Genomic DNA, 12,195 nt, shown 5'->3' with positions numbered 1-12,195 from the left:
TCTGTAAGAAAATGAATTTCAAAAGAGTATTAAAAGTTTACTATTACATTGTAAATAATCATGAAAAATAGACTTAAATACTATGGAAAAAATAAACTATATTTAAACTAAAAACAAGTTAAATATAAACTAATAAAAGTTTATGTAAATGTAATAGTGTATATTTAAACTAAAAATGAATTAAAATAAGTTCTAATTTAAACTTAAAAACAAAAAATGTCAATTTATAGTTGAATTTTTGTTTATAATTAATTCAAATATTAATTAATTATATGATATAATATAATTAGCAAATATTTACTTAGGAGGAATTAAAATGGAAGAAAATTACCAAGTTATAGGGTTAGATATAGGAAGAGGTTATGTAAAAGGATTTAGTAAGTATAATGGTATGGTTAAAGAATGTTTATTTAAATCTGTATTTGGCGATGGCAGAAATATAGATTTTGAAAAATATACAGACCCTATATATATAGATTTTGAAAGTGTTAGTTACTTTGTAGGATCTCTAGCAGAAAAAGAAAGTATAACTCCTATTAGAAATTCTGATGATTCAAAAACATCTTTTACAATGAGAATATTAGTTGCAGCCGCTCTTAATGAAATAGCTGTAGCTGATGAAGTAAAAATAATGATGGGTGTTCCATATAAATCATTTAGAAAAACTACATTAAAAGAAGTAATAGATACATATAAAGGTAAAACATTTAAAGTAAAAGATAAAATAAAAGGTGGACACAAAGAAATAAAAATATCTGATATATCAATTTTTAGAGAAGGAGATGCTGCATTATTTCATACATTAGAAGGAAAAGTAAATGAAGATAAGGCTGTTGGTATGGTTTCAATAGGTTTTAGAAGTACTGAGATGTCTTTCTTTGAAAAAGGATTTGTATTTAACGATAAACTATCTGATACATTAGAAGCTGGAAATCAGGATGCATTAACAATGGTTCAGAAGCAACTAAAGGATAGAGGCATAATAAGAGAACTTAATGAAATAGATAGTTCTAATGATTATGATGAACTTAAAAAGGTTGCTTATATAATGGCTTCTGAAAGCACTGCTCAAAGAATTGCCTCTAAATGGAAGAACATTGATGAAATGGATGTATATGTATCTGGTGGTACTGCATTGCATATGAAATTTGATAATAGATTTAAAGTATCTGAAGATGCTCAAATGGCAACTTCTAAAGGCTTATTTGAAGTGGGTATCGAACAATTCTAGGAGTGATATAAATATGAAGAAATCATCTAGCTTTTATTTGGAAGAAGATATATTTGATGAAATAGAAAGATATCAGAATGATAGAAAAATAAGTAGTAGAAACACAGCCTTAGAAAGAATTATATTAGAATGGAAAAATTTATTAGAAGAAAATAAATTATTAAAACAATGTTTAGGCAATAGTACATTTAAAGATAATAAAGAAGTTTCAATTACAGAAGAGAAAATTATAAAAAAAGAAAATCCAATTATTAAAAATATATTTAATAATATGCCAGATTAATGACAAATATCTGCTCTTTAATTTAAGGAGTAGATATTTAACAAGATGCTTGAGAACGGAGAGTTTATATGTTATAATGAAAATATACTATAAACAAAGATATTATTATTCATGAAGCTTTAATTTATAATAATTTTAACATAGTTTTATATCAACATTGTATTAGATTAATAAATAAAGAGGAAGGGTGTGATACTTATAAATAAAGGTAATGAATTTGTAAAAAGTGTAATTGTAACAGACAATAGAACTGGAGAAATAGTAGAACATCGAGGAATGAAAAGAGGCGAAATAGTCGAGATTAACAAAAGAAAAGTATGTTTTACACCAGAGCAAAAAGCTATTATGAATAATAAAAAAGAATTACCATCTTACAATTTTAAGCTAGGGGGCTTTGTATTCTGTGCTTATGTGAAAAATGAATTGTTATTTAATGAAATAAGTATAAGTAGAGCAAATATCAGTAGATTAATATATCTTACAACATATTTAAATTACAATACAGGAGAAGAAAACTTATTAGTGAAATATTCTAAACATAAAGAAATAGTCCCTATAGATAGAAAGAATATGAGAGAAATATTAAATCTTAAAGACAGAGCATTTAGAGAGTTTCTAACAGATGTAAAGAAAAACAATTTATTATATGAAAGTAATGGAAAATTTTATATAAGTACAGAGTATTTTACAAAAGGCATTTCTAAATTTAAAGATAAAGACTATACAAGAATATATATAAACACAAGTAGGTTCCTCTATGAACACAGCACTCCAAGACAACATAAACAATTAAGCTATATATATCAACTCATACCATATATACATTTCGAAAGTAATATATTATGTTTAAATCCAAATGAATTAGATATATCAAAATTAGAAAAAATGAGTTTACACACAATTTGTGAATTATTAAATGTTAGTACAATAAAACAAGATATGAATAGATTTAAAAAAGAATTGCTAAAATTTTATATAAAGTTAGATGAAAATAGGTTTTATGTTTTTAAATATGTAATAGTAGAAGGAACTTATAAAAGTATGGATTACTTTATTATAAATCCTTATGTTGTTTGGAGAGGTAATAATTTAAACATTGCTAAAAGAACAATTAATTTATGCTTTTTCTAAATAAGTTTCTAAGATATAAGAGGTAATAAACCTTAAAAAATTGAAAAAGTTCAGTAAAAACAGCTGAAAAATAAAATTTATAGGTGGCATAGAAATGTGACTAAAATACAAAAAACTGGCATAAAAATGTTACTTATAGATAATAACATTTAATATTGTTAGCAAGATAAAGGTGAAATATGAAAAAAGAAGAATTAAAGGTAATGTACTTAGAAGATTTATGCGAGATAGAAAAAACAAGTATACATAGAAATACATATAAGATTTTTGATGAAGAATATGAAGGTGAAATAGATAGATACTATGAATTAAGCCAAAGATCTTCATATGAAATAATTAATAGAAAACACGAAGAAGATTTCAAAGATGAGCTATGGGATTATGATGATACAAATTATAATGACAGATTACAAGGAAGGGAGATATAATCTTTTTAATGTACAATAATAACAATTTTTATGAAAATATAAATGGTAGATATGTCCAAGATTACATAAAGAATTTGGATTATAGTATAGGTGATTGTGAAGATAGAATTACGTATGTAGAAGAAATATTAGAAATTAAACATACTTGGTTTGAAGAAGTAAGTAGAAGTTATACAGATAAATACTATAATTTTGTTTCAAAAAGAAACGAAGAGGTTATTACAAAAGTAAAGTATCAAGAGAAAAAACAGTTTAATAATGAATTTTGGGAAGAAATATTTGAACAAACTTCAGATAGCCCTTTAAATAAAGATGGTATATATTATGTAGACAAAAATGGTGAAGAAGTAGCAATGGAGTATAAGAGATTTATTAAGTGGTGTAAATTAAAAGATATAAGTCCAACTGAATATGTAGGTGCAGTTAATCCATTTAGTAGTAGTGAAGGAACATGGGATTATAACAATAATGATACTTCTAAAGTTAAATTAATATTAAATAAAAATGATAGCACATATTCAACATCAAATATAGCTAAAAGCTTAGAAATATTAGCTAGTTACATATTAGCAGTAGATGATAAAAGTAAAGAAACTAAAATAAAAATGTACAATTCAAAAGAACTTTTCAAAAGAGCATGTCAAGAAGAGGCTCTTCTAAATAAAATAGCTACAGTCAATGGTGAAAATACATATTCAAAAGCTTCAAATAAAGATGAACTCAAAGAAGATAATTCATTTGCAATTTTCCAGATACCCAAAAACTATAAAAAAATAAAAGATATTAAAATAAAATCTAAAGATATTAAAAAATATCCTATGTTAAAAATGTATTCAGATACTTATGAATGGTATAAAAGCAAATATAAGGAACTAGGAGATAGAGAATTAAATAAGGAAGACTTGAAGATAAAAAGGGTAGTTAGAAAGAATTTGAAATTATTAAAAAATGACATGATTGATGCTAAAAATTCAATAGAAAGACCTATTGTTTGGAAGGCACCATTAAAAGACTCTGGTAACCCTGATTGGAATTATTTAAATATGTTTGATAAAACCCATGTCAAAGAACTTTTAAGAGTTCAGAAAGGAAATGATTTACAGGATGATTTATCATGTATTGTTATGGATTTAAATAACATTATTTCCAAGATTGAATTTACTAAAATACAAATAGATATATTAAGCATGTATAGGAGAGATAAATCTTTGGAGTATATTTCTGATATTATGAATATAACTTCTCCAGCAGTAAGCAAACAAATTGATAAAATAGTAAATAAAATAATTAGTACTTATGAAAAAGAGTATGAAGAAAATTACTATTATATGTCTGTTTGCAAAGGAAAGTACAAGAAGTGTAGTAGATGTGGGGAAATCAAATTATTATCTAAATTCGATAAGAATGGGAAAAAAGGATATAGGTCAAACTGTAAGAATTGCAACTAGTTGGTGGGGAAAAGTGGTTAAGAAAATGCTTGTTTAAAACATATTAATAGTGTAAGGGGATAAAAATAAGACCTCTTATTATCAAATGAAAATTACATGAAAAAGGGAGATTGGAAATATGAAGACTAAAGAATTTATAAAAATAATAGCAGAAGGGCTAGAGATATCACAGATAAAAGCAAGAGAAATACTTGATGTGATAGAAGAAAAAAGAAATGAAGTATTAAAAAGCGGTGATGAGTTGACTCTTATGGGAGTAAAATATTTAACTAAGGTACAAAAAGGTAGAGAGGGTGAAATAACCCTTGAAAATGGAACTAAAAAGCTTTGGAAATCAGAAGATAAGATAATACCTAAATTAAAAGCAGTTAAATCCTTAAAAGATGCAGTAAAATAATGTATAGTACTATATATACTTAATATAATAGGAGTTAGAGGCTTATCTAGCTCCTTAATTTAAATAATTTTTATAATTGATTTAAACTCTGGCAAATGAATAATTCCCAGTAGATTTTATAATAGAAACATATAAAAAATAAATTTAAGGAAGATATTTATGAAAAATAATAAAGGAACTGTTTTAGAAAAATGTGAAATAGTAAAAGAAGAAGATGGAGCAATAAAGATTGTAGAACATTTAAAAGATGGAGATCATGAGGTATTACTTAGTGATGTTTTAGATAAATATTCTGGTGATACAGATTTAAATATAACAATTAGATTGAGTGAAACAATAGTCTAAGAACCTAATCTTAGACTATTTATTTTTTTACTAATATATTGATAATGATATTTATTTAATAAAATAGGGAGATATTAAATATGGAAGATATATTAAAAAGAAAAGAAAAAGAAACATTAGATGATTATAGATTCAGAATTCGACTAGCAAAAGTTAATAAAGAATTAGACTTAGATTGGGGAGAAATAGTTGAATTATTGGGATTAGAATGTTCACCAGATCATTGTAGAAAAACATCCTATGGCTTGAAAGAAGCATATGATTATATTAATTCAAGTGTTCCAAAATATTTCAATGAAGAAAAGTTAAATGATATAGAAGAAAAGATATTAGAATTAAAAAAGATTAGAGCACAAATATCAGATGAAAGAGCTTTAGTAAATAGAAAAATAAGAGAATATTCAAGGATAGATAATATAATTAATTTATTTAATAAAAAAATAAATGAGACTTCATATTATAATCCACTTTTAGAAACTTATAATTACAAAAAATATGAGCCTTTAAACCAAGAAGCTATTATTCTTATTTCGGATATTCATTATGGATTAGAAGTAATTAATTCATTTAATAGATATAACTCTGAAATATTTAAAGTACGAATAAATTATCTAAAAAGTAGAATTGTAGAATATTGTGAGCTACATAAGATTAAGAAATTACATATAATGCTACTTGGAGACTTAATTTCTGGTCATATACACAATTCTATAAGGTTAGAGAATAGAGAGAATATAGTTGAACAAATTATAGAAGTATCTGAAATACTTAGTAGCTTTATATATGAACTATCTCAGAAAATTAATGAAGTTGTAGTCTATTCAGTAGGTGGAAATCATGATAGAGTTCTTCCAAAGAAAGATGAAAATTTAGATAAAGATAATTTTACACTATTAATAGATGAATACATAAAATTAAGAATTAATAATATAAATAATGTTATATTTCAAAACAATGTACAAGACAATGATATAATAATAGCCAAAATATGTGGAAATACATGTCTAGGAGTCCATGGAGATAAAGATAAAATATCAACTGCAATTCCTAAGCTTACATCTCTAATAAAAGTCATTCCAGATTATATCTTCATGGCTCATCTACATAATTGTAAAGAAGATAGTTTTGGAGAAAGTGAAATATGTGTAAATGGAAGTTTCTCTGGAACCGATACATATGCTAAGAATCTAAGATTAAGTTCATATGCAATGCAAAAATTTATGGTGTTTAATGAAAATGGGAGATTGTGTACTTATAATATAAATTTAAGTAAACTATAGGCTATTTATTAAGAGCTGAGTTAAGTTTATATTTGTAGATTTATCTCAGCTCTTAATTGAACTGAATCTCCCTATTAGCCACTAGGGTTAATTCTCTAGTGGTTTTTTTATGGTGGTGATAATATGTGGCAGTAAATAAGAAAAAATGTTCTTGTTGTAAACAAGAAAAATATGAAGAAAGATACTTCTGGAAAAGTTATAGTTATATATATTTAGATAGTGGAAGATTACCTGTGTGCAAAGAATGTTTTAAAAATATATTTGATAAATTAGTAAATAAATATGATAGTAATATAAAAGCACTAAAACATACATGTCTTAATTTTGATATTTATTTTGATGATAAATTAGCAAGTGAATTGAGAGCTAAAAAAATTGAAGATTTTATTGATGAATACATGAAGATCATTAATAGAAATTCAAAATATAGAGGAAAAACATCAATTGATAACTCTATAGAAGATAAGATTAATTCTGGGTTTGAATTAAATGAGGTAAAAATAAATAATGATATGGTTGAAAGATGGGGAGCAGGGTTAAAAAAAGAAGATTATATGTTTTTAGAGAATAAATTTAATGAGTTTTCTATTGCATATCAATGTAAAAGACCTGCTGAAAAAATGTTGTTAGAACAAATTTCTAAATGTTTACTAAAGAGTGATGAAGCATTAAGAAATGGTGATGCTACAGGGTTTGAGAAAATGAATACCTTAATATCAAAACTTATGAATGATGCAAATATAAAACCTATTCAAGAAGCAAGTTTAGCAGAAAATGAAACTATTACATGGGGTACATGGATTGATAAGATAGAGAATTATAGACCTATAGGAGAACCTTCAGAGCAATTCAAAGATGTAGATAAAATAAAAACATATATTAATAAGTGGTTTATAGGACAAATGAGAAAAGTATTTGACTTAGCCAGTGAGGACAATCCAAATGATAACTAAAACTAGAAAGTTAGATAATCATGAGATTAATTCAGATAAAACTAAAGCTTTTGAAGAAGGTATAATTGAATGGACTAAGTTCTATAAAGAAAATCCTCATAGATTTTGTATAGATTATTTTGGACTTAATTTATATTTGGTTCAAAGTATTTTAATATATATGTTTGATAAAGTTAATTATGCAATGCTTATATGTGCTAGAGGGTTTGCAAAGAGCTGGATTGCCGCTGTATATGCATGTTGTAGGGCTGTTTTATATCCAAATTCTAAAATTGGTATAGCTGCATTTACTAAATCACAAGCAGAGCTTATTATAAGGGAGAAAATAGAGAAAGAGTTAGTAAAACAATCTCCTATGTTAGCTAGAGAGATAAAAAAAATAGAATATAACAATAAATTCTCCAAAGTTACATTTCACAATGGAAGCACTATAGAAGCGATAGTCTCAAACGAGCAATCGAGAGGATTCCGTTTTAATATACTTATTGTAGATGAATTTAGATTAGTAAAAAAAGAAATACAAGATAGAATTCTTAAACCATTTTTAAATGTAAGTAGAAATCTAAAATTTAAAAAAGATGGAAAATATGAAGATTATCCTCCAGAACCTAATAAAGAATTGTACTTAAGTAGTGCATGGTTTAGGATGCATGAAGCATATGACAAATTTAAACTGTATGTGAAGGACATGATAGATGGTAGAGATAAATTTGTACTCAATTGTAATTATAAACTTTCTCTTCATCATGGAATACTTGATAAGGAAAGAGCAGATGAAATGAAAAGAGAAATGGATGCCGTTTCTTGGATTATGGAGATGGAATCACTTTTCTTTGGAGAAAATGAAGATGCAATATTTAAATCATCTTATGTAAATCCATGCAGAACATTAAAAAATCCATTTTATCCTCCAACAGATTTGGAAGTGTTATCCGCTAAAAATGGAAAAATTAAGTGTAATTTACAAAAAAGAAAAGGTGAGTTAAGAATAATTTCTGCTGACATTGCCATTGCAGAAGGTGATAATAATGATAACTCAGTATATACATGCTGGAGATTATTGCCCGAGAAAGATTATTATGAAAGAATGGTTGTTCATATAGAATCTCATAATGGTATGAAGCCAGATAAACAAGCAATAAGATTAAAGCAATTGTTCTTTGATTTTGAAGCAGATTTCTTAGTTATAGACACTCAAGGAGTAGGGCAAAGTGTTTTATCTGATTTACTTAGAGTTAATTATGATGATGCTAGAAATAAAGAATATAATGCATTTTCTCACACTAATACAAATCATTTACATAATAATTTTATTACGAAAGAGAATTATCCAGTTATATTTGAGATTAAGGCATATGGACAAATAAATCATGATTGTATAATTGGTTTACTTGATGTATTTCTAAAAAATAGAATAAAGTTACCGATAAATGATGTAGAGGCTAATGATATGTTAAGTAGTACAGCTGGATATGCAAAGAAAAATTATACAGATCAAGCAAGAATGATATTACCATATAAACAAACTACCTTACTTGTAAACGAATTAATTAACTTAGAAACTGTAAAAAATGATGGTCAAAAGTGGCTTAAAGTTAAAGAAAAAGGAAAAGCAAGGAAAGATAGATATTCTTCCTTAGCATATGGAAATTATCTAGCAAATTTACTGGATATAGAATTAAAAAAGAGAAATAGTAAAGAAAATGGACAAATAATTTCATTCTGGTCAGGAGGTGGAAACCATAATAGAACTCAAAGGAGATAAAAAAGATTATACTTTAGACCAAATAAAATACTTAAATGAACAATTAAGACAAAGAAATTATGCAATGATAGAAAATACTATAAATCTGTCAAATGAAATGTACAAGATAAGAAATATAAGTAGAGACCAAGTAAGAAAAGCTATGATAGACCCTTACAAAAACGTAGAATTACTACAAAAGGTTAGTCTTTTGCTTAAAGAAACGTCTGGTACATATAAAAGAATTCTAAATATGATTTCAACCATGAATACATTTGACCATTATATAATACCAACAAATATTTCTAAATTCAAAGATAAAGATGATTATATCAACTCTTTTTTTAAGTCAGCTACACTTCTAAAAAAATATCAACTTAAACATATTTGTCCTTGGATAACTGAAAAAGTATTAGAACAAGGAGAAATATATCTATATAAAATTGAAGATTTAAAATGTATAATGATGCAACAAATACCAGCTTCTTATTGCACAATAACATCTAAAGTAAATGGGGTATTAAGATATGGTATTGATTTACGAAAAATAAATAGAAAGACTTTATCAGCATTTCCAGTAGAAGTTCAAGAAGCATATAAAAAATTAAATGATGGAAGATTAAAAAAAGAAGACTTAATAGAAAATAAATACTATGAATTAAGTGATAATGCTGTAGCATTTAATATAGATATTGATTCAACAAAAGGAATACCATTTTTTAGCTTTTTATTTGATGATATTTTAGAGCTTGAAGATATGAAAGATTTAAAGGGTTCTAATGCAATTATTGAAAGTATTAAGCTGATACATGGAAAAGTACCTTATGGTAAGAATGATGAACCATTAGTTGCATTTGATTTATTAAGTGCATACTATCATGATATAAAATCTAATTTACCAGCAGGGACATCTGTAGCAGTAACTCCACTAGATATGGAGGGGATTAATCTAAGTGATGGAAAATCAAAGATTAATGATTATGTTAAAGAAGCAAAAGAATTTATATTCGATAATGCTGGAATCAATACTGCTCTTTTTAACTCAGATAAAATAAACACAGAATCAATTGCAGATGGTGTTATAGCAGATAGTTTAATACCAATGAGAATTCAAAATGAAATAGAGACATGGATAAATTATGAATTAAATAAAAAGAACTCATCTAAAGCATTCCAACTTTACTTTGTTGGTACAACTCATTTTAACCAATCTAAGATATCACAACAACTTAGAGAAAATATAAATAGTGTAGGAGATAGTAGGCTAGTATATTTAGCTAGTACTGGAAAAGAGCCAATTGAAATTGCTAATTTATATAAAGCCGAACAACTAATGGAAATAGATGATTTGTTGCCAGTTAAACAAGCTTCATATACATTTTCAAATAATGATGCTGGAAGACCTACTAATGAAGATAAAGGTGATGGTGGTACAAATGGAAATAAATCAGATAGAAAAGATGAGAACAAATAATGAACGATTTATTATTGCGTTTACAAGTGATAAAAAAGACGAATTAATTAAAAAAGGATTTACTTTTATTAATGAAAATAAATGTGGTGAAGAATCATTTTATTTATTTGAAAATAAGCCTGATGAGATACTTAATTTTAATAAGGCAGATTTTAAAGATATAAGTTTTAGCGATGTAATGTTTATTTAAGGAGGTGAAAAGTTGAAAGTAGTTAGTATTCCATGTGGATTTGAGACATTTTCTAATGAAGAAGATGATAGAAAATTAAATGTAAAACTAAAAATTTTACATGAAGGCAAAAATTTAAATAAAACTAAGTTTGATTTACCAACTATAAATGAAGCAGAATCAACTTTATCAGATATACCAATACTTGGATATATAAAATATGATGAAGAAGAAAATGCAGTAGATTTTGATGAACACAATATGATAACTAAAGTTGTAAAGGATGATGATGGTTATTCTATAGAGTATAAATTCTTAGAAAGACCACTTGGTGTGATTCCAAATAATACTGAAATAACTTATACAGAAGAAGATGGAAAGACATATTTAAATTGTACAGGGCTTATTTGGAAACACTATTCAAATTCAGCATATCAATTATTGACAGAGTCAAAGTCAAAAAGTGTGAGTATGGAAATAGCAGTTGAAGATGGAGAAGTTGATAAAACTGATGGATATTATAATATTAAAAGATTTAGTTTTTTAGGAATTACTATTTTAGGAGATGATGTTGCACCTGGAATTGAGGGGGCATCTATAAATACATATAGTAATTTTTCAAAATATAAAAAAGCAATTTATGATATTTGTAAAGAAATGTATTCATTTAAAGGGAAGGAGGAAAATGTGTTGGATAAAAAGAAAAATGATTTATTATCAATAGAAGATATAGATATTTCTATTAATAGTCAATTAAAAAATAAGATGGTTGAGGTTGAAGACCCTTATTGGGGAGGTAGATACACAGCAAGAGAATATTATTTAAGAACTATTCTGCCTGAAGAAAAAATAGCTATATTAGAAGATAATATAAATTATTGTAATTATTATGGTGTACCATATTCTATAGATGGAGATGATGTTGTTTTAGATTATGAAAACAGAAAATCATATATAGAAGAATGGAGAGAGAAAAAAGAAGAAGAAGTTATAGAAACTTTTTCTAAAGAGGATACTTTAAAAGAATTAGTACTTGAAAAGTTTAGTGAAAAAGAAACTGAGATAAAAAATCTAACTGAAGAGTTGGGAGTTTTAAGAAAATTCAAGGCCGATAAAGAAATGGAAGAATATAAAGTAGAAGTTTCTAGTATTATCTCAGAGTTTAATTCTTTAACAGAAGATGAAGTTAAGACTTTTAAAGAATCTGCTATAAACAAAGAGCTATCTTTAGAGGAACTAAGAAAAGAGTTAAGTTTACTTGATTATGCAAAATTGAAAGAAAATACAAAACAATTTAATTCTAATAAGGGAT

The 12,195-nt window shown here is 25.9% G+C and carries 13 protein-coding genes; all 13 read left to right on the top strand.

What is annotated here, in order from left to right; all coding sequences use genetic code 11:
- Positions 1-316 precede the first annotated feature (316 nt).
- On the top strand, positions 317-1,231 hold the full coding sequence (locus IC219_RS19985) for a ParM/StbA family protein (protein ID WP_021383103.1): 915 nt from the start codon (positions 317-319) through the stop codon (positions 1,229-1,231).
- A gap of 13 nt (positions 1,232-1,244) precedes the next feature.
- Complete coding sequence (locus IC219_RS19980; protein ID WP_227825353.1) at positions 1,245-1,514, top strand: hypothetical protein; 270 nt, start codon at positions 1,245-1,247, stop codon at positions 1,512-1,514.
- Positions 1,515-1,703: 189 nt separating this feature from the next.
- Positions 1,704-2,645: a hypothetical protein gene (locus IC219_RS19975; RefSeq protein WP_227825354.1), complete on the top strand. Its 942-nt coding sequence runs from the start codon at positions 1,704-1,706 to the stop codon at positions 2,643-2,645.
- 179 nt (positions 2,646-2,824) lie between these two features.
- The gene (locus tag IC219_RS19970) at positions 2,825-3,073 is read left to right on the top strand and encodes a hypothetical protein (protein ID WP_227825355.1); all 249 of its coding nucleotides are present in this window, start codon (positions 2,825-2,827) and stop codon (positions 3,071-3,073) included.
- A gap of 8 nt (positions 3,074-3,081) precedes the next feature.
- Entirely contained in the window at positions 3,082-4,521 is a 1,440-nt protein-coding gene (locus IC219_RS19965) for a hypothetical protein (RefSeq protein ID WP_227831931.1), read from the top strand.
- 118 nt (positions 4,522-4,639) lie between these two features.
- Positions 4,640-4,918 carry an HU family DNA-binding protein gene (locus tag IC219_RS19960; RefSeq protein WP_227825357.1) on the top strand — a complete coding sequence of 93 codons (279 nt, stop codon included), beginning with the start codon at positions 4,640-4,642 and terminating at the stop codon, positions 4,916-4,918.
- 159 nt (positions 4,919-5,077) lie between these two features.
- Positions 5,078-5,263, top strand: a complete 186-nt coding sequence (locus tag IC219_RS19955; protein WP_227831930.1) for a hypothetical protein — start codon at positions 5,078-5,080, stop codon at positions 5,261-5,263.
- An 80-nt stretch (positions 5,264-5,343) separates the two neighbouring features.
- Complete coding sequence (locus tag IC219_RS19950; RefSeq protein WP_227831929.1) at positions 5,344-6,543, top strand: hypothetical protein; 1,200 nt, start codon at positions 5,344-5,346, stop codon at positions 6,541-6,543.
- A 125-nt stretch (positions 6,544-6,668) separates the two neighbouring features.
- On the top strand, positions 6,669-7,496 hold the full coding sequence (locus tag IC219_RS19945) for a hypothetical protein (protein ID WP_227831928.1): 828 nt from the start codon (positions 6,669-6,671) through the stop codon (positions 7,494-7,496).
- A complete protein-coding gene (locus IC219_RS19940) occupies positions 7,486-9,261 on the top strand; it encodes a terminase large subunit (protein ID WP_227831927.1) in 1,776 nt (591 codons plus the stop codon). Before IC219_RS19945 ends, IC219_RS19940 begins: the two co-directional genes overlap by 11 nt.
- Positions 9,230-10,714 (top strand): hypothetical protein, encoded by a 1,485-nt coding sequence (locus IC219_RS19935; protein WP_227831926.1) that lies wholly within the window; start codon positions 9,230-9,232, stop codon positions 10,712-10,714. Before IC219_RS19940 ends, IC219_RS19935 begins: the two co-directional genes overlap by 32 nt.
- A complete protein-coding gene (locus tag IC219_RS19930; RefSeq protein WP_227831925.1) occupies positions 10,677-10,904 on the top strand; it encodes a hypothetical protein in 228 nt (75 codons plus the stop codon). The genes IC219_RS19935 and IC219_RS19930 overlap by 38 nt, the downstream gene beginning before the upstream one ends.
- A gap of 12 nt (positions 10,905-10,916) precedes the next feature.
- Positions 10,917-12,195, top strand: a 1,279-nt coding sequence (locus IC219_RS19925) for a hypothetical protein (RefSeq protein ID WP_227853440.1), incomplete at its 3' end; no start/stop codon positions are given.

This window comes from Clostridioides sp. ES-W-0018-02 (assembly GCF_020658175.1).
Classification (GTDB): domain Bacteria; phylum Bacillota; class Clostridia; order Peptostreptococcales; family Peptostreptococcaceae; genus Clostridioides.
The sequence above is the reverse complement of the archived record's forward strand: the minus strand, read 5'-3'. Positions and strand labels throughout refer to the sequence as shown.

Bases quoted from the DNA above. Each gene is read 5' to 3' on its own strand.
- IC219_RS19985 (WP_021383103.1), top strand. From the start codon at position 317: ATGGAAGAAAATTACCAAGTTATAGGGTTAGATATAGGAAGAGGTTAT.
- IC219_RS19980 (WP_227825353.1), top strand. From the start codon at position 1,245: ATGAAGAAATCATCTAGCTTTTATTTGGAAGAAGATATATTTGATGAA.
- IC219_RS19970 (WP_227825355.1), top strand. From the start codon at position 2,825: ATGAAAAAAGAAGAATTAAAGGTAATGTACTTAGAAGATTTATGCGAG.
- IC219_RS19965 (WP_227831931.1), top strand. From the start codon at position 3,082: ATGTACAATAATAACAATTTTTATGAAAATATAAATGGTAGATATGTC.
- IC219_RS19960 (WP_227825357.1), top strand. From the start codon at position 4,640: ATGAAGACTAAAGAATTTATAAAAATAATAGCAGAAGGGCTAGAGATA.
- IC219_RS19955 (WP_227831930.1), top strand. From the start codon at position 5,078: ATGAAAAATAATAAAGGAACTGTTTTAGAAAAATGTGAAATAGTAAAA.
- IC219_RS19950 (WP_227831929.1), top strand. From the start codon at position 5,344: ATGGAAGATATATTAAAAAGAAAAGAAAAAGAAACATTAGATGATTAT.
- IC219_RS19940 (WP_227831927.1), top strand. From the start codon at position 7,486: ATGATAACTAAAACTAGAAAGTTAGATAATCATGAGATTAATTCAGAT.
- IC219_RS19930 (WP_227831925.1), top strand. From the start codon at position 10,677: ATGGAAATAAATCAGATAGAAAAGATGAGAACAAATAATGAACGATTT.